This is a genomic window from Spirosoma sp. 209 (assembly GCF_002006735.1).
In the GTDB taxonomy this organism is placed as follows: Bacteria; Bacteroidota; Bacteroidia; order Cytophagales; family Spirosomataceae; genus Spirosoma; species Spirosoma sordidisoli.
The window spans coordinates 54,239-74,631 of sequence record NZ_MVEC01000011.1 but is presented as its reverse complement, the minus strand read 5'-3'; the positions used below and the strand labels follow the sequence as shown (position 1 = coordinate 74,631).

General features: G+C 56.3%; 17 protein-coding genes. 8 read left to right on the top strand and 9 right to left on the bottom strand.

Going from position 1 to position 20,393, the window contains the following annotated elements:
* Nucleotides 1-65: 65 nt before the first annotated feature.
* Nucleotides 66-695 (top strand): CoA pyrophosphatase, encoded by a 630-nt coding sequence (locus B1C80_RS18495; protein WP_077922694.1) that lies wholly within the window; start codon nt 66-68, stop codon nt 693-695.
* Here B1C80_RS18495 and B1C80_RS18490 read toward each other — a convergent pair whose 3' ends face one another.
* The 4 genes from B1C80_RS18490 to B1C80_RS18475 all read right to left on the bottom strand — a co-directional run bounded on the left by B1C80_RS18490 (nt 696) and on the right by B1C80_RS18475 (nt 5,461).
* Complete coding sequence (locus tag B1C80_RS18490) at nt 696-2,147, bottom strand: TolC family protein (RefSeq protein WP_236648831.1); 1,452 nt, start codon at nt 2,145-2,147, stop codon at nt 696-698.
* Nucleotides 2,144-3,502, bottom strand: coding sequence for an HlyD family secretion protein (locus B1C80_RS18485; protein WP_077922692.1), 1,359 nt, complete (start codon nt 3,500-3,502; stop codon nt 2,144-2,146). Before B1C80_RS18485 ends, B1C80_RS18490 begins: the two co-directional genes overlap by 4 nt.
* A 118-nt stretch (nt 3,503-3,620) precedes the next feature.
* Nucleotides 3,621-4,622 (bottom strand): ABC transporter transmembrane domain-containing protein, encoded by a 1,002-nt coding sequence (locus tag B1C80_RS18480; protein WP_077922691.1) that lies wholly within the window; start codon nt 4,620-4,622, stop codon nt 3,621-3,623.
* A gap of 20 nt (nt 4,623-4,642) precedes the next feature.
* Nucleotides 4,643-5,461: a hypothetical protein gene (locus B1C80_RS18475; RefSeq protein ID WP_077922690.1), complete on the bottom strand. Its 819-nt coding sequence runs from the start codon at nt 5,459-5,461 to the stop codon at nt 4,643-4,645.
* Between the two features lie 151 nt (nt 5,462-5,612).
* Here B1C80_RS18475 and B1C80_RS18470 point away from each other — a divergent pair, with 151 nt between their 5' ends.
* Nucleotides 5,613-6,299 (top strand): TetR/AcrR family transcriptional regulator, encoded by a 687-nt coding sequence (locus B1C80_RS18470; protein ID WP_077922689.1) that lies wholly within the window; start codon nt 5,613-5,615, stop codon nt 6,297-6,299.
* Here the strand turns inward: B1C80_RS18470 and B1C80_RS18465 are convergent.
* Nucleotides 6,273-6,653, bottom strand: a complete 381-nt coding sequence (locus B1C80_RS18465) for a DUF1801 domain-containing protein (RefSeq protein ID WP_077922688.1) — start codon at nt 6,651-6,653, stop codon at nt 6,273-6,275. The two genes, B1C80_RS18470 and B1C80_RS18465, sit on opposite strands and share 27 nt — an antisense overlap.
* Before the next feature lie 74 nt (nt 6,654-6,727).
* On the opposite strand from B1C80_RS18465, the gene B1C80_RS18460 reads away from it, so the two are divergent.
* Nucleotides 6,728-7,897, top strand: a complete 1,170-nt coding sequence (locus tag B1C80_RS18460; RefSeq protein WP_077922687.1) for an efflux RND transporter periplasmic adaptor subunit — start codon at nt 6,728-6,730, stop codon at nt 7,895-7,897.
* 66 nt (nt 7,898-7,963) lie between these two features.
* Nucleotides 7,964-11,110 carry an efflux RND transporter permease subunit gene (locus tag B1C80_RS18455; RefSeq protein ID WP_077922686.1) on the top strand — a complete coding sequence of 1,049 codons (3,147 nt, stop codon included), beginning with the start codon at nt 7,964-7,966 and terminating at the stop codon, nt 11,108-11,110.
* 75 nt (nt 11,111-11,185) lie between these two features.
* Here the strand turns inward: B1C80_RS18455 and B1C80_RS18450 are convergent, their stop codons facing one another.
* Entirely contained in the window at nt 11,186-11,902 is a 717-nt protein-coding gene (locus tag B1C80_RS18450) for a hypothetical protein (protein WP_077922685.1), read from the bottom strand.
* Between the two features lie 173 nt (nt 11,903-12,075).
* Between B1C80_RS18450 and B1C80_RS18445 the strand changes: the two genes are divergently transcribed.
* Both B1C80_RS18445 and B1C80_RS18440 read left to right on the top strand, forming a co-directional pair.
* A complete protein-coding gene (locus tag B1C80_RS18445) occupies nt 12,076-12,678 on the top strand; it encodes an RNA polymerase sigma factor (RefSeq protein WP_077922684.1) in 603 nt (200 codons plus the stop codon).
* Nucleotides 12,675-14,354, top strand: coding sequence for a hypothetical protein (locus B1C80_RS18440; protein WP_077922683.1), 1,680 nt, complete (start codon nt 12,675-12,677; stop codon nt 14,352-14,354). The genes B1C80_RS18445 and B1C80_RS18440 overlap by 4 nt, the downstream gene beginning before the upstream one ends.
* Nucleotides 14,355-14,430: 76 nt before the next feature.
* Here the strand turns inward: B1C80_RS18440 and B1C80_RS18435 are convergent, their stop codons facing one another.
* The 3 genes from B1C80_RS18435 to B1C80_RS18425 form a co-directional block, all read right to left on the bottom strand.
* Nucleotides 14,431-15,753, bottom strand: coding sequence for a sorbosone dehydrogenase family protein (locus B1C80_RS18435; protein WP_077922682.1), 1,323 nt, complete (start codon nt 15,751-15,753; stop codon nt 14,431-14,433).
* Between the two features lie 215 nt (nt 15,754-15,968).
* Complete coding sequence (locus B1C80_RS18430) at nt 15,969-16,409, bottom strand: GNAT family N-acetyltransferase (protein WP_077922681.1); 441 nt, start codon at nt 16,407-16,409, stop codon at nt 15,969-15,971.
* Nucleotides 16,409-17,356 carry a threonine/serine dehydratase gene (locus B1C80_RS18425; protein WP_077922680.1) on the bottom strand — a complete coding sequence of 316 codons (948 nt, stop codon included), beginning with the start codon at nt 17,354-17,356 and terminating at the stop codon, nt 16,409-16,411. The genes B1C80_RS18430 and B1C80_RS18425 overlap by 1 nt, the downstream gene beginning before the upstream one ends.
* Before the next feature lie 115 nt (nt 17,357-17,471).
* Between B1C80_RS18425 and B1C80_RS18420 the strand changes: the two genes are divergently transcribed.
* Nucleotides 17,472-18,413: a sugar phosphate isomerase/epimerase gene (locus B1C80_RS18420; RefSeq protein WP_077922679.1), complete on the top strand. Its 942-nt coding sequence runs from the start codon at nt 17,472-17,474 to the stop codon at nt 18,411-18,413.
* Between the two features lie 60 nt (nt 18,414-18,473).
* A complete protein-coding gene (locus B1C80_RS18415; protein ID WP_077922678.1) occupies nt 18,474-20,072 on the top strand; it encodes an aldehyde dehydrogenase (NADP(+)) in 1,599 nt (532 codons plus the stop codon).
* Nucleotides 20,073-20,393 lie beyond the last annotated feature (321 nt).

The following is a 20,393-nucleotide window of genomic DNA, read 5'->3' as shown; positions in this document are numbered from 1 at the left end:
TTATGTTTACGGTGGGTTAGCCAGCTGATCCACCGAATACGAAACGCTGTAATCCGCAGAGATACATGATCGACACCACGTTTCATACCTTTACCGAACACCTTCGGCAACGACTGCGGGAACCTTTACCCGGCGAAGCGGCTCACGCCAAGATGGCGTCATCCTCCCGCTTTCGGCTCGGTATCAAACCCAACGAGCGTACCCGGCGGAGCGCGGTGCTGATCTGTTTTTATCCCTATCAGAATTCTATTTATTTACCCCTCATCCTGCGCCCCCAGTACGATGGCGTTCATGCCGGCCAGATGGCGTTTCCGGGTGGTCGAATGGAGCGCATCGACGAAAATCTGACCCGTACGGCCCTGCGCGAAGCTCAGGAAGAGATTGGTATCCGGGTTTCGGACGTAAAAGTGCTGGGGTTGCTGACCGAGCTGTTTATCCCCCCCAGCAACTTCTACGTACAACCCGTTGTAGGCATCCTCCCCCACCGGCCCGAGTTTTACCCTGACCCGCGGGAAGTGGAAGCGGTGGTAGAAGTTGATCTGGCTACCCTTCTCGACGAAACCATTGTCGGGGATAGCCAGATCGAAGTCCGGGGGGTGCTGGTCGATGCGCCTTTCTACCAGATACAGGGGTACCGGGTTTGGGGCGCTACGGCCATGATGATCAGCGAACTGCTGACCGTCATGAGTGCCTGATTACTGGGTCGTTCCGGCTACGAAATACAGCTCGGCGATGGCTTTCTGATACTTCGTTTTCAACTCCTCGCCCTTTACGCGCAGGTCGATCTGCTTGGTCTCGCGGGAGTTGACCAGGAAGAGGCTGCTCTCGCCAATCTCGAATTTCTGCTGCTCAGCCTCCAGCAATCGCTGCTGGTTGGCAATCACCTGCTGCTGAACGGCAATCTGCTGTTGCAGCGTTTGCAGCTGGTTATACGCCGACTGCACCGTATTGGTAATATCGCGGCCGGTCTGCTGGCGCTCCAGGACAACCTGCTGGTTTTTCACCTGCACTTCGCGCAGTTTACCGCGCTCTTTCCGCAGAAACAACGGGAATACAAAGTCGAGGCCTACTTTATAGTTCTGAGGCCGCAAGGCGTAATAGCTACTCCAGTTATAGGGCAGATCGATGCGGGGCGTTTCGCTGAGCAGCATGGCGTTCAGCTGAATCTGGGGCTGAATCATGGCCCGGCGGAAACGCTCCTCCAGGGTTAGTTGCTGGTTCTTAATGTCAAGTTTCAGCAGCTCCGGATGGCGTTGCGCAGCCTGATCCAGTAGCGCCTGGAGTAGGTTTTCGTCCGGAGAGGCCAGCGAGGGCTCCTGCGGAATGGCCGTAACCGGCAACTCGACCGGTTGTCCTTCGGCATTCCAGAGAAACGTATTTACGCGCAGGCGGGCATTCTGCTCGTCCAGTTCGGCCTGCTGCCGCTGCACCAGTCGGTCCTGCACGGTAATAAGCGCTTCGGTCGTATCGATCATGGCCGCATCGCCCAGGAGTGCCCGTTCGCGCAACGCCCGGAACCGGCGGTCGGCCAGGTCATAGCCCTCGACGAGTAACCGCCGTTGCCGATGAGCCAGGAACCACTCCCAATAGGTCTTTGCCGCGTCGAAGAGGGTTTTGTTGACCTGCTTGACCCGATCGGCTTCGGCCAGGTTAATGAGCAGCCGGGCCTGACGAACGGCGTTGCGCCGGGCATCGATCAGCATCGCCTGCCCGATCGGCATCGCCAGTCCTACACCCGCCAGTCCCGATGGCGGGGTGGTTTCCTGCGGGTTGATGTACTTCCCGTTGTTGCGATCATACGACACGTTCAGATCGATGCCGCTCACCCACAGGGGAACCGACAGCTTATTTTGCCAGTGGTCGTAATACAGGGTCCGGGCAAATTCTTTCCGGTCATAATAGGTACTCAATTTCGGGTCAAAAGCCCCTCTGGCCTGCATCAGTACCTGTTCGGCTTCCTGACCAAACAAGCCAGCCTGTTTAACAATGGGGTGGTGGAGCCGAATAAGTTCGTAAAAGGCCTGAGCCGGAAAAACGGTTGTGTCGGGCTGACAGACGGCCTGGACCGTTGACAGGAACACGACACCGGCCACCAGCATCAGCCTTCGGAATACCGAAGACTGCCAGCGAAACGTCAAACGCATCATTTTTTAGCTCCTTTCTCCTCGGTGGGTTCTTCCTGCAAACTGGGCGGGAAGCCGTTTAACTGACGCCAGAGTTCGTACCAGACTGGTACGTCGTCGAGCATGACCCAACCATACACGCCCGATCCGACCCGCAGCTGACTTGGCCAGGGCTGATCGCCCTTCTGTACTTTGGGGCTGACCAGCAGTCGGTATTTCCCGCCTACACTACTGACGGCATCAATTACGACCACTTCGCCACCAAACGTACCAACTGCTACGGCTGGCCAGCCCGAGAACTGAATCGCCGGCCAGCCATCGAACTGTAACCGAACGGTGCGGCCCCGCTGAATCAGGGGTACGTCCATAGCCCGCACGTATAGCTCAACGGCCAGCGCCGGGTTGTCCGGCTGGAGGGTAGCAATGGATTCGCCTTCTTTGATGGTCTCGCCGATACCGGCCTTCAGTGAGCGCACCACGTAGCCGTTCTGCGGGGCCCGCACAATGTACAGTCCCCGGCGTACGTCGACACTACTGATTTTATTCCGCAGTTTGGATATTTCGCCCCCGGCTTCGGCCAGGTAGGACACCGCCGAACTTCGGTCCGATTCGGCCTTGGCCAGCTTCTCCTGATAATCGGCCTCAATGGTTGTCAGGTCCAGCCGCGCGTTGACGAGCTCCTGCTGCGAGACATTTAGCTTGTTCTCCTGCGAAACAACCTTAGCATAGTCTTCCTGCACCTTCAGTCGGCGCGACTCAAGATCGGTCAGCGAAAACAGCCCGTTTTTATACCCTTTCTCGAAACGATCGAGCCGGTCGAGCGCAATCTGGTAGTTTTTACGAATGGCCGTCAGGTCGGCCCGATCGGCCTGTACCTTGAACTCACTTTGCTTGACCTTGTTGCGCGCAGCCTCCAGCTTCACTTTCAGGCCCGCCCGAAGCGCTGTAATCTGGTTGTCGAGCGCCTGAATTTTGGCGACGGTCGCATCACTGGTTCCCTGTTTGGCACCCAGTTGCTCGTCGAGCCGCTGGGGCAGGTTGGGATCAAAGTATTCGTCCTTGATCTCGGAGATCACCAGCAGCGTATCCCCCGCCTTGACGTACTGGCCTTCCTGCACGTTCCAGCGTTCAATCCGGCCTGCGATGGCATTCTGTACCGTCTGCGGACGATCTTTTGGCGTCAGGGCCGTTAGCTTACCTTCTCCGTTGATATTCTGCTGCCAGGGCAGAAACATGACAGCCAGGCCGACCAGCAGAATAAACGCCATCCAACGGCCTAACCGGCGGCCGGCGTCCGTATGGGGCAGGGTACGCAGCGTTTTGAGCGGATAGTGGTTGAAGAGTTCTTCATCGACCCGTTGATTCGATATGTTTAGCATAGTGTCTGTACGTAGTGGATAATGAGTACCAAGCCAGTAACGATAATCGTCGTGGGAAAATCCCAAGCTACTTCATGGGACCTGATTGACCCCGTTCTGCGGCCCTGCTTCGTTTTCATTAATCGGTAAGGTGTAAATCAGATAAAGGAAGATCGGTTACGTAACCAATTTTTTCGACGGCCGTCAGCATGTCGAATACGGTATCGATGCCTGACATGAGTTTATCGACCGAGCTCGTAATCAGAACGATCACCAACTCGGCGGCAACAAACTGCCCAAGCGACATTTCGCGGCCAACTACCAGGGTAGTCCCCAGAATCAGCAGCCCCCCGGTTACGATGGTCTTGAATGCGACACCACTGTAAAAGAACCGGCGCAGTACGCTAAAATGCTGATTCCGGTAAGTCACGTAGCTCGCCACCAGTTCATCCATTCGGTCGATGGTTTCCAGCGAATCGGTCCGGTGCCGGTGAATGGGCAGATCACGGGCTACATCTTCGAGCCAGGCCACTACCTTGTACTTGTATTTCGACTCGTTCAGGCTGGTTTTCAACCCGACCGGCCCGTATATCCAGCAAATGCCGACGATAGCCAGCATGGTAAACAAACCAAAAGCCAGAAAGACCGGGTGGTAGGCCGACAGCAGAATGATACCGAACAGAATCTGCACCGCAGCAGCTGTCAGGTCGATCAACAGCTTGGGCATCCCTTTCTGAATGGTCAGCACATCGAAAAAACGGTTCATCAGCTCGGGCGGATAATACCCCGCAAACGCGTCGGGCTGGATGCGGGGCAGTCGGTAGGTAAATTCGAAGGCCGCCTTGGCGAACACCCGCTGCTGCAGCACTTCGACCAGCATCATCTGGCTCACGAGCAGTAAACCAGACAACAGTACCCCCAGAATAACGAGGCCTATCAGCAAATAAACCGAGCTGAAGACTAACCCACCCGATACCAGGTTGAATACGGCCTGGATACCCAGCGGCAGCGACAGACTGATCAGTCCCGTAACCAGCGCGTACAGGTAGATGTAGCCAATGTCTTTTTTATCATTACTGAGCAGCCGGATCAGTCGTTGTGTTGGTGTTGGTGTTGGATCAGATGACGTTGAAGTTGCCATTGTTTAATTTCTGTTGGGTTTTAGAAGTGAATCATCACTTCAGTTACTAATGCATTTGTGTCTGAAACCTGATCGTTAGCCCGTTTGTAAGCCAGAATCAGCACCTGGTGACCAATGTTGAGCTGCACCCCGGTGATGAGAGCGGCAATGTCGTGACGCCCCGAAATCCAGTCAGCCAGCAGACCAACGTGGCGGGTTATGGGCTGTTCAATACCGCCTATAAAGCTCAGGGGTGTCAACGGAATCCGCTGGGGGCTGGTTTCCGGCAACCCACCTACCCCCTGCATCCTGACTCTCCTGAAACCGAACACGTGCGATGAGCCATAACTCATGCCCGCTGTTAAACGGGTTCGCGTAGGTGACAGACGGGTACTAACATGGCTGTATAGCCACCCGCCTACCCGATCGCGAACAATGTTTCGTTCAGGTCCTACCGCCACATAAGCCATTTGCCCGATCGACAGCTTTCGTTCACGAAACAAGCCGGCATCCTCTCCCTGTTGCAAAGGTATGATGGTTTTATAACCAATCCCTACCGCCACGTTTTCGGTTCCCGGCGACCCCACATTTACAACAGAAACAGCTAGTTCTGTCCGTTTGGCGATGCCGTAGGTCAGAAAGTTGAAGCTGTTCCATTTCAGCTTGCCAGCTTCAGACGCCCACTGACTTTCGTGCGTATATTCAACATGACCTCTGCGAGCTACATCGGCACTCGGAATACCGGCAATCAGCGACTGGGCCTCAGCGGCCGTATCCGAGAATATATAGAGCAGGCTGGTACCAATCCAGTTTCTGATTTGACACAGGATAATATATGTTCGATTAATTAAACGGTTCATGGTTAGATTTGTGTATGTAACTACTTAAAAAGATAGCAATTATATCTATTTTGATAGTATTACTATCTACCTTGCAAACATAACTCTTATTCAGGGTTATCTGCTTACTTTGCTTTTAATTTTTAGTCCAGGTGGTTAAATAGCCGGATCAATGGAGTATTCAGTACACGTCCGCATGAACGAGCGGCTTTTCTTGCGTGATCCGGAAGGGTCTGAATTAGGTCGGCGGATTGTCCGGCAGGGCATCTTACTGTTCGACGAAATTGGCTTTGAAGATGCCACCTTCCGGAAGCTGGCCGATCGCATGGGTACCAAGGAAGCCAGTATCTATCGCTATTTCGAGAATAAACACCGGCTGCTGGTTTATCTGGTTGCCTGGTATTGGCAGTGGCTCGACTTCCAGCTGGTTTTTCGGACCAACAACCTGGCCGATCCTCACGAAAAGCTGGAGCGGCTCCTGCATCTGTTGCTGCTAACCGATCTTGAGAACCCCCTTACCGACGACATCGACCTGCGGGCGCTGCACAATATCGTAATCTGCGAAGCCAGCAAAGCCTACCTGACCCGACACGTCACGGAAGACAACCGGCAGCAGTTGTTCAAACCGTACAAGGACCTGGTCGGTCGTATTGCGGGTATCATTCTCGAACTACGCCCCGGCTACCCCTACGCCCGGTCGCGGGCCAGTTCGCTGATCGAGACTATCCACCACCAGGCGTTCTTTATGGAAAACCTGCCCTCCCTCACCGACTTCGGCCAGCCTAAAGACCAAAGCAAACTGCTGGCCTTTGTGCGGCACCTGTTGTTCTCATCACTCGCCATGCCGATTCTCGATTAACAGCAGGGCTTCCTGTATATAGGTCCGTACGATATCAGCCTCCGGGTCGTCAACGCCACGGATCGGCAGCGACCTAACCTGTTTACGGCCTGCGCTCATCAGCATGCCCAACTCATCGGGCAGGTGGTGCCCGGCCATGAAGCCCAGTTCGATACCGACACCGGGTGGCATGCCACGTCGGCTACGCACCACATTCAGATAGAATACGTTCACCTGCCGATACGTAAAGACAGGGATCTGCCAGGCTATCTTTTCGCGGATAGACGGGTCTGACGACACGATTATTTTCCGAAGCCAGCGTAAAATTCGCTGTAGATCAGCAGGCTGTTGATTGATATAATCATCTACGGTCATAGCTTTGTAGGTTAAGAAACAAAAACGCGCATTGTGCCGTTAAAATCAAGTTCCTCCCTGCAAAACGTTAGCCTGTGAAAAGATGGATTGCTATCGGCCTCGTCGTCCTGGTACTCGGCGGGATTATCGTGTATAACAAGGTATTACACCCGGCTCCCGGAGCCACATCGGGAGCGCCGGGGGGTGGCGGAGCCGGTGGTGGTAAAGATGGCGGCAAAGGCGGCCCGGGCGGCCCCGGACGAGGCCCTACCCCCGCCGTAAATGGATTCATTGTTGTTGCCCAGAACCTGCGCGAAGATGTGGTATCGAGCGGATCGTTGCTCGCTGCCGAACAGGTTGACATCTACCCTGAACTGTCGGCCCGTATTACCCAGCTCAACATCCGCGAGGGCCAACCCGTAGCCAAAGGTGCCTTACTGGTAAAACTCTTCGACGCTGATCTGCGCGCCCAGCTGCAGAAACTACAGGCTCAGGCCGACAACGCCCGGCGTACTGAAGAACGAAACAAGCAGTTACTGGACCGGGGTGGCATCAGCCAGCAGGAGTACGACATCGTAACCACCAACCTGCGGTCGTCGCTGGCCGATATTGAACTGGTCAAAGCCAACTTGCAGCGGACCGAGATTCGGGCGCCTTTTTCGGGCGTGATCGGGTTGCGGAACGTCAGTTCCGGCGCGGTGGTTACGCCCAACACCCTGATTGCCCGTCTCCAGCAGGTATCATCGCTGAAACTTGACTTTTCAATTCCTGAAAAATATGGCTCTGCCGTACGGGTTGGCAGCGCTATTTCGTTTTTAGTAGACGGAGCCAGACAACCCAGCCAGGGCATCGTATACGCTATTGAGCCAGGCGTGGAAGAGCAAACCCGGAACCTGCGTATTCGGGCCCGCGTCAGCAATACCACGTTGGCGTATCGACCAGGAACGTTTGCCCGGGTTACCTTAACCATTCAGAATGAGAAAAGTCTGGTCGTACCAACGCAGGCCATCATCCCGCAAACGCGAACCAACCAGGTTGTGGTTGTGAAAGATGGAAAAGCCCAGTTTAAGGATGTCACGACCGGATTACGCACGGCCGGGGCCATCCAGATTCTGTCGGGTCTGTCGGCGGGCGATACGGTAGCAACGACCGGCTTGTTGTTTTTGAAGCAGGATACGCCGGTTAAGATCGGGCGTGTCATCACCCTGCCTAGTACTAGTTCGGCCAAGACTGCCAATACCGCTCCGAAAGTGGCAACGCGGTAAACCAGACCCTGAACCCAGTGCACCCAATTCAAAACCAGAAGACCAAAACCATAATCTCAACCACAAATGAGTCTTCCTGAACTTAGTCTGAACCGGCCCGTTTTTGCCATGGTGATGTCCATCGTCATTGTGCTGTTCGGCATTATTGGCTTTACGTTTCTCGGCGTTCGGGAATATCCGGCCATTGACCCGCCCGTTATTTCGGTGCGGACCAACTATACCGGTGCCAACCCCGATATCATCGAGTCGCAGATTACCGAGCCGATCGAGAAGTCGCTGAACAGCATCGAAGGCATACGGACCATCTCGTCGAACTCCGCCCTGGGTGCCAGCACCATCACCGTCGAGTTCAACCTGGACGCCGATCTGGAACAGGCCGCTAACGATGTTCGCGACAAAGTGGCCCAGGCGCAGCGTCAGCTTCCTCAGGATATCGACGCTCCCCCGGTCGTGACCAAGGCCGACGCCAACTCCGACCCGATCATTTTCATGACGGTGCAGAGTACGACGCGCAACCCGACGCAGCTGTCCGACTACGCCGAAAACGTACTTCAGGAGCGGCTTCAGACCATTCCCGGGGTGAGCCAGGCCAATATCTACGGCCTCAAGCGTCAGGCGATGCGGCTCTGGATCGACCCCATCAAACTGTCGGCCTACCGACTGACTACCCAGGATATACAGACCGCTCTGAACGCCCAGAACGTTGAGCTGCCCAGCGGTAAAGTATATGGCAACAGCACCGAGCTAACCGTAAAAGCAGTGGGTCGCCTTGTCTCGGAAGATGATTTCAATAACCTCATCCTTCGGCAGACCAGCAACCAGATCATTCGCTTCAAAGACGTGGGTTACGCTACACTCGGGGCCGAAAACGAAGAAACCAGCTCGAAGCAGAACGGCGCTGTCGGCGTTATTCTCGTGCTGATTCCGCAGCCGGGTGCTAACTACGTCAGCATTGCCGATGAGTTTTACAAGCGGTTCGACCAGATCAAGAAAGACCTGCCCGACGATATTATCGTGAGCCTGGGTATTGACCGGTCTACGTTTATCCGGCGCGCGATCGAAGAAGTGGGCGAAACCCTGCTGATCTCGTTCGTCCTGGTCGTTCTGGTCATCTACTTCTTTTTCCGCGACTGGCTGATTGCGTTCCGTCCGCTGATCGACATACCGGTATCACTGATCGGGGCTTTCTTCATCATGTACATGGCCGACTTCAGCATTAACGTACTGACGTTGCTGGCCATCGTTCTGGCCACCGGTCTGGTGGTGGATGACGGTATCGTTGTTACGGAGAACATCTTCAAGAAGATTGAAGATGGTATGGAGACCAAGCAGGCCGCCAAAGAAGGGTCCAACGAGATATTCTTCGCGGTACTGGCCACGTCGATTACGCTGGCCATTGTGTTTCTGCCCATTATCTTCCTGGAAGGGTTCGTGGGTCGGCTTTTCCGCGAGTTCGGCATTGTCGTAGCCGGCGCCGTTCTGATTTCGGCCTTCGTCTCGCTGACCCTCACCCCCGTTCTCAGCGTGAAACTGACCAGCAAGAATCACGGCAAAGATTCCTGGTTCTATAAGAAGACCGAACCTTTCTTCCAGTGGCTCGATCAGTCGTACCGCAGCTCGCTGACGACGTTTATGGGCAAACGGGGCTGGGCCTTCGTCATGATTGGCGCCTGTCTGCTGCTCATCTTCGGACTGGGTTCTCTCCTGAAGTCGGAGCTGGCTCCGCTGGAAGACCGTAGCCGCACGCGCTTGTCGATTACCTCGCCCGAGGGAACCAGTTTCGAGGCTCAGGCCAACACCACCGACCGGATCATGCAGTTCGTGCTGGATTCGGTGCCGGAAACGAAGCTGGCCTTTAGCGTGGTAGCGCCTGGATTCTCAGGCGCCGGGGCCGTCAACAGCTCGTTTGTGATGGTAAACATGGTCGACCCTACCGAGCGGAAACGCTCCCAGCAGGAAATTGTCGATTTCCTCAACAAAGGAACCAAACGGTTTAGCGAGGCCCGCATCTTTGCCACCCAGGATCAGACGATTCAGGTAGGCCGGGGTGGTGGCTTACCGGTGCAGTTCGTTATTCAGAATCTCAACTTCGAGAAACTGCGTGAGAAACTGCCCACGTTCCTCGATGAGGTTCAGAAAGACCCAACGTTTCAGAACTCCGACGTCGATCTGAAGTTTAACAAACCCGAGCTGAACATCAGTATCGACCGCGAAAAAGCGACCAATCTGGGGGTTTCAGTTCAGGATGTGGCGCAAACGCTTCAGCTGGCGCTCAGCAACCGGCGCCTGGCCTACTTCCTGATGAACGGTAAACAGTATCAGGTGATCGGGCAGGTTGACCGCGCTGACCGCGACGCCCCCGTCGATCTGGCTTCGTTCTACGTTCGTACCAATCAGGGTGAGCTGATTCAGCTCGATAACCTCGTTCGGTTCCAGGAAGTCAGCAGTCCCCCGCAGGTGTACCACTACAACCGCTTCAAATCGGCGACCGTATCGGCCGGACTCGCCCCCGGCAAAACCGTTGGCGATGGCGTAGCGGCCATGCAGGCCATTGCGGCCCGCACCCTCGACGAGAGCTTCCAGACGGCCCTGTCAGGCCCTTCGCGCGATTATGCCGAGAGCTCGTCCAACACCCTTTTCGCCTTTGCCCTGGCACTGGTGCTGGTTTATCTGGTACTGGCCGCCCAGTTCGACTCGTTCGTTGATCCGTTTATCATCATGATCACCGTACCGCTGGCGCTGGCCGGAGCCGTGTTCTCGCTCTGGATGTTTAATCAGACGCTGAACATCTTCAGCCAGATCGGTATCATTATGCTGGTGGGGCTGGTTACCAAGAACGGTATCCTGATTGTTGAGTTCGCGAACGAACAGCGGCTAGTCGGCAAGAACAAGTTTGAGGCTGCCACAGAATCAGCGGCCATGCGTCTGCGCCCCATTCTGATGACAACCCTCGTAGCTGCGTTTGGCGCCTTGCCGCTGGCGCTGGCGCTCGGCTCCGCATCTAAAAGCCGGGTACCGCTCGGGATCGTTATTGTAGGTGGGCTGTTGTTCTCGCTGGTGCTGACCCTGTATGTTGTACCGGTTATTTACACCTATCTCTCGCGCCGGAAAGACGGAACGGGTGCCGACGGCGAAAAGCGGCCGCTACCCCAGCCCGAAGGTCGCCCAACCGGCGATACGACGAAGCCAGAAGAAATGGCCGTACGGCTCTAGTGCCTTCTTCCGATACGAGCAAGGGCGCCGGACTCCACAGTCCGGCGCCCTTGCTCGTACAAACCGTTTACCTGGTTACTGCTTATTACGCCGAAACGTCTGGATGGTAACGATAGCCGGGGCCGACTGGTAAAAATCGAACAGGGCCTGGCCCAGCAGTTCGTGGCTGACTGCGTTCAGATGCTCCGGGTCATCAGTCAGAAAGTACTCATCTCCTGTCCCTATTATCTGGCTTGTATCGAACAGGCTGAACGCAGCCCGACTGGCCTGTTCAACCATCCGGTGTCGCAGCCGCTGGCGCCCCCAGTTGACAAGCCTCTGCTGGTGCGGAAAAGGGGTCAGTAAGACAACCGTATGCCGGTAAGGCTTCAGCAACGTCAGCAACCTGGAAAGCCCCGTCGGTCTGCGACGCAGCCGATTCAGCCCGTCGGACAGTAAATTTCTACCCAACGCCCGAAGCTCACTCTTCCAACGCGACCGCTTTCGGGAAGCAGGTGGGTATAAGGTTGGCAGACAGGAGGTCGCCTGCCCCGCTTCACCCGGCTCGTCGACGACTGCCCGGCGCATCGATTCGTCGAGCTGGAGTATGATCAGATCATACCGGCCGAGTGGCAGCTGGCTCAGCGCATTGAGCAGTCTGGGCATGGTAAGATGCGCGTAAGCCTCCACCGATATAGAGTCGCCTTTGCCCAAGCGACCCATAAACCGGATAAACTGGTTTATGTAGCTGAGCTGTCCCGAACGCAGTCCGTAGCCGTAGGTGTGTTCATCACCAATCACCAACACATTCATTAGCGCACAATAACAAAGTGAGTAATTTCGTTACCCGCCCGTACGTGATGAGCGGATAAAACGTGGCATCCGGTAAAAAAAAAGACAAAAATTCAGTACCGTGCAACGCTTCACCGGCCAGGTGCGTATTGCTGTTGATATCCCCCTTGCGTCCACGATAACCTGGTTTGACTTTGTTCTTCAGAAAATCGTCCTCGTTCTCCGATAATGACCTGCTGAGCGTCATTCGGGCCTGTCGCGCCAAAGATCCACGGGCGCAGCGGACGCTCTTTAAACAGTTCTTCGGCTACGCTAAAAGTATCTGCCTGCGCTACACCTCCAGTACGGAAGAAGCCGAAGATGTGCTGAATGAAGGCTTCCTGAAGGCCTTTCAACACCTCGACAATTTCGATGAGACGCTGCCTTTCAAAGCCTGGCTTCGTACAATCATGGTCAATACGGCCATCAGCCATTACCGCAAAAACCAGCGTTTTGACCAGCATTCATCCCTCGAAACCAGCGAACAGGTAGCCTTCGACGACGATGTGGTCGATCAGATGGCCGCCGACGAGATTCTGGCCCTGGTTCAGAAGTTAACCCCCACCCACCGAACCGTGTTTATGATGCACGTAGTAGATGGATACAGCCTGCACGAAATAGCTGGCATACTGAACCAGAACGAAGCTACGGTGCGCTCCAATTTTGCCCGCGCCCGGTACAAACTGCAGGACATGATCCGGCAGGCTTATCCATTCCATGAAAAAAACAATCCGCAGGCTCCTTATACGATCTCATGAGAACTGACCGATTCACCGAACTAATCCGGCGAAAACTGGAAAGTATTCGTCCGGAGTTTCAAGATAAAGACTGGCAGCGCATGCAGGCATCGCTGCAACAGGCCGGCTTATCGGACCCGGGCGGTTCCGGCACCGTTCAGCCCCTGCATGGCGCGGGCTGGTATGCCCGGCCCTGGCTGGTAGCCGCGGCCAGTATCAGCTCTATTGTTTTGCTGGCCCTGAGTGTCTGGCAACATGCTGAAATCAATCAGCTTCGGCAGGCGGTTTCGCAACTGCGCCAGTCGCCGTCATCCACTATTCGGCAGCCGCAACCCGGCTCGGGCCTGCCTGTAGACAAACTGGCGGCTCCCCCTACCGCATCGCAGTCCCAGCCCGCCGACCCCACTGTATCGAGACGTGAGTCTGCCCACTCGTCAGTTCTCTCACGGATCGACACGGTATACATTACCCGTTACGTGCCGGTGCCTGCGCAGCCAGGCACCGAACTGCCCGCCGGCCGAAGCCAGCCGGGTACGGAGCGGTATGCCGGTATTGACCGATCGCGGCCCCAATCGACGCCTTCGCTGCCCCCCGAGTCCCCGTCTGCCGACCCGCTTGCCCGGCAGGAAGTAGGCGGCTCAGAAAATCGACCGACCCCGTCAACCAGCGATCAATCTAACCTACCCTCGTATGACCCAACGTCTACACGTACCCTGTTAACCACCAAACGTAAAAATAGCCAGGAACGAGCGTCTGCCCGTCCGTCGGCAAACTCGTCGCCAGCCCGAAACCCTGCCTCGTCAGCCGACGGCTCCGACGGCAGCCGGACCGACCTACCGGGCACGACCGGGGTGGCGGCTACAAACACGGCTGAACCAGGCGGGTCATTAGCCACGGGCCAGTCGGCCGAAGGGGATCCAGTGGCTCCCGTCGAGACGGCCTACCAGCCGGTCAATACCCGCCCTCTTACACAGGAACCGGTCGACTGGAATGGGCTTCTCAGCCGTCGGCTCAAGCGTACGCGTCCGGCCGTAACCCAGCCAGCGGGACCGGCAGTGGCTCAGGCGCCGGAGAGCCAGCGCGTCGATCCGATAGCGGTCAACGTTCGGCTGGGTGTGGGGATGGATCTTCAGCCACAGCTCTTCAGCCTGGGGGCCGTGTCGGAGTTTGTCTTCGCCAACCGCTGGGCCCTGAGCCTTGGTTTGGCGCAGTCTACTTACAAAGTAGGTTCCTACGCCAACGACGAAGATTTCAAGTACCAGACGCGCCGTAATTTCCGGTACGAGTACGCTCCCCCGCCGGGTTTTGACCCTAAACGCGAGATCTACAGCATCAGCCTGAAAACCACCCGGTATCAGATTCCATTGCAGATTGGCTATCGGGTACCGCTGAATCAGCACCTGTCGCTGACCCCGGCGCTGGGTACCTATCTAAATCTGACGAGTACAGCTCACGTTTCGTTCAGCTATCCGAAACCCATGTTTGGGGGCTACAATGGCTTCGAGTCCGTCGAGTTCACAAAGAAATTGCCCGTCGATCTGATCAGCTCCTATACGGCCAGCGCCACCCTTGAATGGCAGCAGGGCCACTGGGCAGCGCAAGGGGGGCTGTTGTTAACCAAACCGTTGCAGGCTACTATGAACTGGACCAGCGAACCCGCCTTCGGCGCGCGGCTCCGCCTGTTCTATCAGCTTTGACGTTCCCTACAAACAGACCGGCCTGTCGACATACTTACTGTCGACAGGCCGGTCTGTTTGTCTGATGAGCCAGTACCTACTGGCCGGCGGCAACCCGCCAGATGCGGCCGGCGGCATCGTCTGCAACGAGCATCGACCCGTCGGGTAGTACACTAACCCCAACCGGACGGCCATAGACATCTTTGTCTTTACCGGCCACGAAACCCGTCAGGAAATCTTCTGGCTTACCCGGCTTCCCATTTTCGAAGGGAACGAATACAACCTTGTAACCCGAAAACTCAGAGCGGTTCCAGGAGCCATGCTGCCCAATGAAAGCGCCGTTGTGATAGCGTTCCGGGAAGGCTTTCTGGTCATAGAAAGCCAGTCCCAATGAAGCCGTGTGCGAGCCCAGCGGCACATCGGGAACGACCGTTTTCTCGACCAGATCGGGCCGTTCGCCTTTCCGGCGGGGGTCTTCGTTGGCGCCGAAGTAACTGTAGGGCCAGCCATAAAAAGCACCGGCTTTTACGCTCGTCAGGTAATCAGGCACCAGATCATCGCCCAGTTCGTCGCGCTCGTTCACGGCCGTAAACAGCACCGGACTGCCGTTGCCCGGCTGCCAGTCCATACCAACCGGGTTCCGCAGACCGCTGGCGTAGATACGCTCCCCTGAGCCGTCTGGGTTGATCTCCAGAATATTGGCCCGCCGAACCTCATGTTCCATCCCGTTTTCGCCTACGTTACTACCCGATCCGACGGATATGTAAATCTTCTTGCCATCGAGGCTGGCCAGCAGGTTGCGCGTCCAGTGGTTGTTATAACCGCCGGCGGGTAGCTCCAGTATCTTTTTGCCCTGACCGGTCAGGGTAGTTTGCCCGGCCTTGTACGGGAACATCAGCAGCCCATCGGTATTGGCTATGTAGAATTTATCGCCCAGCACCAGCATACCAAATGGCTGGTTGAGGCCCGTTACGAACGCCTGACGCAGATCGGGCTTACCATCTTTATTGGTATCGCGCAGGATCGTGATTCGGTTGGGGCTTTCTCCACCGGGCTCGGACTTGTTTTTCCCCGAAACGGCGTTTACGACCTTCGTTTTGATTCCCTTACGCTCCGTCTTCGACTCGGCCACGAAGATGTCGCCATTAGGTGCCACATAGATCCAGCGTGGGCTATCGAAATCACGAGCATATTCTGACACGGTGAAGCCGGCGGGTGCTTTGGGCATCTGGCCTTCCGACCAGCCAACCACGTTGCTGAAATGAGCCGCCGATTTGGTGGCATAGGGCGCCGGAAGTTTCAGGTCCGTGCTGGCCGTGGATACCGTATCGGCCCCGGCAGCCGCGTTTTCTTCTTTTTTCTGACCACAGGCCAGCAGGGCTGAGGCTAACCCCAGCATTAAAATGGGTGTTGTTTTCATTGTTGAGCAAGACGTATTAACGGATGACGAGCCATGTGACAGCATAGAATCAACTAACCAGGGCCCGCAGGCGATCAGTTACCGGCATGTCTGCTACCCGACTCATTCTATAGTAACCATTAATACAGCGGCCCGGTTACGGATTCTGGGTTTTTACCCCCGTTTTCGGCCGGGAATCCTGCACTGTTCGGCAGATAAGTCAGCCTGTTCCCGTTTCAGGGGTTGAGCGCCGGGTACAGCATCAGCGAAAACTTGTTGTACGGGATCGCACCCTTGTAAAAACCTTCGCCGTAGGGTTCCATACCAAAACGCTGGTAAAAGTCGGCCGCATCGAGTCGCGCGTCGCACCAGAGGGTTTCCGCCCCCAGGCGCCGGGCTTCGGCAATGACGTGGTTCATCAGCTGGGTACCGATTCCCTGCCGCTGGCGGTCGGGCCGGGTTGCAAATTTGCGAAACCGTGCCCGAACGGGACCGCCCTCGCCGGGTTCGATAAACAACGAAATAACCGCGACCAGCTCATCGGCCAGAAAGGCCCCGTAGTGGTAACCCTCGGCATCGTTATCAATCTGAACGTACTCGACGGGTTTGTCGGGCCAGAGTACTTCGTGGCGGAGCGGGTAGGTCTGCTCGTAGGCTATGGGCTGGATCGTAAGCATCAGAAAGGCAGTTTACCCAGGTCCACATTACCACCGGTCAGGATGATGCCAATTTTCTGGCCCGCAAACCGATCTGGGTGTTTTAGCACGACTGCCAGCGGCACCGCACACGAAGGCTCGATGATGATCTTCATCCGCTCCCAGACCAGCCGCATAGCTGCCACAATCTCCGCGTCGGACACGGTCAGAATCTCCGATACATGCGCACGTATAATGGATAAAGTCCGCTCGCTCAGGCTGGTCAGCAACCCATCGGCAATCGTATCGATAAACGGAGCCTTCTCGACCTTTCCGGACTGAAACGACAGCACCGCATCGGCAGCGCCGGCCGGCTCTCCCGCCACAACGCGGCTGCCCGGAGACAGGTAGTGCGTGGCCAGCGCCGTGCCGCTCAGCAACCCGCCCCCGCCCACCGGCGCCATGATCACCTGAAACGGAGTTGCCTGCCCCGCATCTTCAATCAGTTCCTTAGCCGCTGTAGCCTGTCCGGCAATAACCCGATCGTCGTCGAATGGATGCACCAGTACAGCGCCGGTACGGGCTATGATGTCCCGCACGCCCTGTTCGCGGGCATCGAGCGTTGGCTCACACTCGATTACTTCGGCGCCATAGCCCCGGACCGCGTCTTTTTTGACCTGCGGAGCGTTGCGGGGCATCACGATATAGGCAGGCAGACCAACCTGTCGGGCCGCATAGGCAATAGCCTGGGCATGATTACCCGACGAATGGGTGGTGATGGCGGTGCCTTCGCGGTTTTGAGCTACCTGTAGCACCGCGTTTGTGCCCCCACGCGCCTTGAAAGCACCTATTTTCTGGAAATTTTCGCACTTGAAATACAAGTCGGCGCCGGCCCGTTCATTAATGGTCTGGTTGGTCAGCACCGGCGTGCGGTGGATATAGGGTCTGATGCGGTCGTGGGCCTCGGCAATCGTCTCGAAGGAAAGCATAGATGGGTATATTGTTCGTAGTTTGACGTTTGAAGTTTGTAGTTTAGCGGCCGAACCTGGTCCTGTAAACTACGAACTACAGACTTCAAACGCTAATCTCCAAACCTGGCCTGTTATGACTACCAATCGCCGTCAATTTATTCAGCAAGCCGCCGGATTCGCAGCCGGAATGGCTTTTCTGCCCGAACTCGTTGCTGGCCCCATGAAGAAAAAGATGTTCTTCGAGATCTCGCTGGCCGAATGGTCGCTGCATAAAACCCTCTTCGCCAAGAAAATTACCAACCTCGATTTTCCGGCTATTGCCCGTAAAGAATTCGACATCAGTATTGTTGAGTACGTCAACCAGTTCTTTAAGGACAAGGCTCAGGACAAAACCTACCTCAACGACCTGCTGACGCGCTGCAAAGACAACGGCGTCAGCAATCACCTCATCATGATCGACGGTGAGGGTGGACTGGGCGATCTCGACGCAGCCAAGCGGCAAACGGCGGTCGACAACCACAAAAAATGGGTCGAGTGCGCCAAATACCTCTGCTGTAAGACCATCCGGGTCAACGCCCACGGCATTGGCTCAGCGGCCGATGTGATGAAAAGCGCGGTCGATGGACTGGGCAAGCTCGGTGAGTTTGCCAAAACCATGAACATCAACGTCATTGTCGAGAATCACGGCGGCCATTCCTCCAACGGTGAGTGGCTGACCACCGTTATGAAGCAGGTCAACATGAAAAATGTCGGTACGCTGCCCGATTTTGGCAATTTCTGCCTGCGCCGGGCCGATAACGGCACCGAATGGGGGGGCGCCTGCGTTGAAGAATATGACCGCTACAAAGGAACCAAAGAGATGATGCCGTTTGCGAAAGGCGTATCGGCCAAGACCCACGACTTCGATGCGCAGGGCAATGACACCCTGGTCGATTTTGCCCGAATGATGAAGATCGTCAAAGACAGTGGTTTCCGGGGTATTGTGGGTATTGAGTACGAAGGGGCAAACCTCGACGAATACGAAGGCATCCGCAAATCCAAAGCCCTGCTGGAGCGTGTCGGGCCACTGGCCTGATCATACTGAATGACCGGTAGCCCAGCCAGCCGGTTCACCCGAATCAGATACAACCAATCCATGATAGCTCAACCGCTTACCACAAACCTCATTGGCCACGAATCAGTCCTTGGCGAAGGGGATTCATTCCAGGCCTACGCCCCGGCCCAGGGCGACCTCTTACCCGACGAGTTCACCAACGTGACCGCTGAACAGGCCGACATGGCCGTTGAGAAAGCGCTGGCCGCTTTTGCGCCCTACCAGAAACGCAGTCCGCAGCAGCGGGCCGATTTCCTCGACGCCATTGCAGCCGAAATCGAAAACCTGGGCGATGCCCTGATCGAACGGGCGGTGCTGGAAAGCGGCCTGCCCACCGGCCGGATTGCGGGCGAGCGCGGCCGTACCACCGGCCAGCTCCGGCTCTTTGCCAACCTGCTTCGGGAAGGCTCCTGGGTCGACGCCCGCATCAATCCGGCTCTTCCCGACCGGCAACCCCTTCCCCGGCCCGACCTGCGCCGGATGCTGGTGCCGCTCGGACCGGTGGTCGTGTTTGGAGCGAGTAACTTCCCGCTGGCTTTTTCGGTAGCCGGGGGCGATACCGCATCGGCCCTGGCGGCTGGCTGTCCGGTTGTCTGCAAAGCCCACCCCTCGCATCCGGGTACCTCCTCTATGGTAGGGTCAGCTATAGCTACGGCAGCTCAGAAAACCGGTATGCCCGACGGGGTGTTCTCGCTGCTCCATGCCGACAACGAAGTAGCCCAGCGCCTGGTTGCTCACCCTGCCATAAAAGCCGTTGGCTTCACCGGATCGCGCCGGGGCGGTTTAGCTCTCTTGCGGGTAGCTCAGGAACGCCCCGAACCCATTCCGGTCTATGCCGAAATGAGCGCAGTCAACCCGCTAATCGTGCTGCCGGGCTCCATTGCCGAGGACCCCACGAAAGTAGCAGCCGGGCTGGCAGCCTCCGTCACGCTGGGGGTCGGGCAGTTTTGCACCAATCCGGGGCTGGTTTTCATGCTCGACGGTGGAGAAAGCCTGACCAACGCCTTTCTGGAAACCGTAGCTGAGAAAATACGGGCTACTGCGCCCGCAACCATGCTCAACGCCGGTATTCAGCAAGCCTATCAGAAAGGGGTTCAGCAAATTCGGGTGCTGCCCGGCGTTCATCTACTGGCCGAAGCAGAAACGGATGCCGATGAGAGCCGCACCGAAGGCCGGCCTACGGTGCTGACCACCACCGCTCCCCTGTTCATGTCGAATACGGACCTCAGCCACGAGATTTTCGGACCCAGCTCGCTGGTGGTTATTTGCCAGACCGAAGCCGAACTGGCCGATTGCATCGATTCGCTGGAAGGGCAGCTGACAGCAACCTTATACGCTACGCCCGACGAGTTACAGCAGTCGGCGTACGACTGGATCGGCCGGTTACAGGAAAAGGCGGGTCGGGTGCTGTTTGGCGGATTTCCTACCGGCGTAGAGGTCTGCGAAGCCATGACCCATGGAGGCCCCTTTCCGGCCACCAGCGACAGTCGTACGACGTCGGTGGGCACCGCGGCCATTCTGCGCTGGGTCCGTCCGGTCTCGTACCAGAGTTTTCCGGATGCGCTCCTGCCGCCCGCCTTACAAAACGGCAATCCGCTCGGCATCTGGCGGAATGTTGATGGTGTCTTGACCAAAGATTAAACGTCGCCAGTCTGCATTCGCAGCAGGTTTATCTATACCTTATTCCGTCCAAAGTCGCAGCGCCTGTCTACCCAACCAGACAGGCGCTGCGGCTTTTTTATCGGATCCCCAAATAGTATTAAATTTATATAAAGCGCCCTAACGTTCCTTGCCATACCAAAAAAGCGATTAGGCTACTCCGTTTAGCCTGTACCCGTAAAGTGTAATGTTTTCAAAAAATAATTCTTCCCGCAAACGTTTGCGGCAACGTTTGCGGGAAGAATGTTCACTTTCTGGATATGTTGGCTATTGACAAGCTTACCTCAAGCGTATAATTTCCTT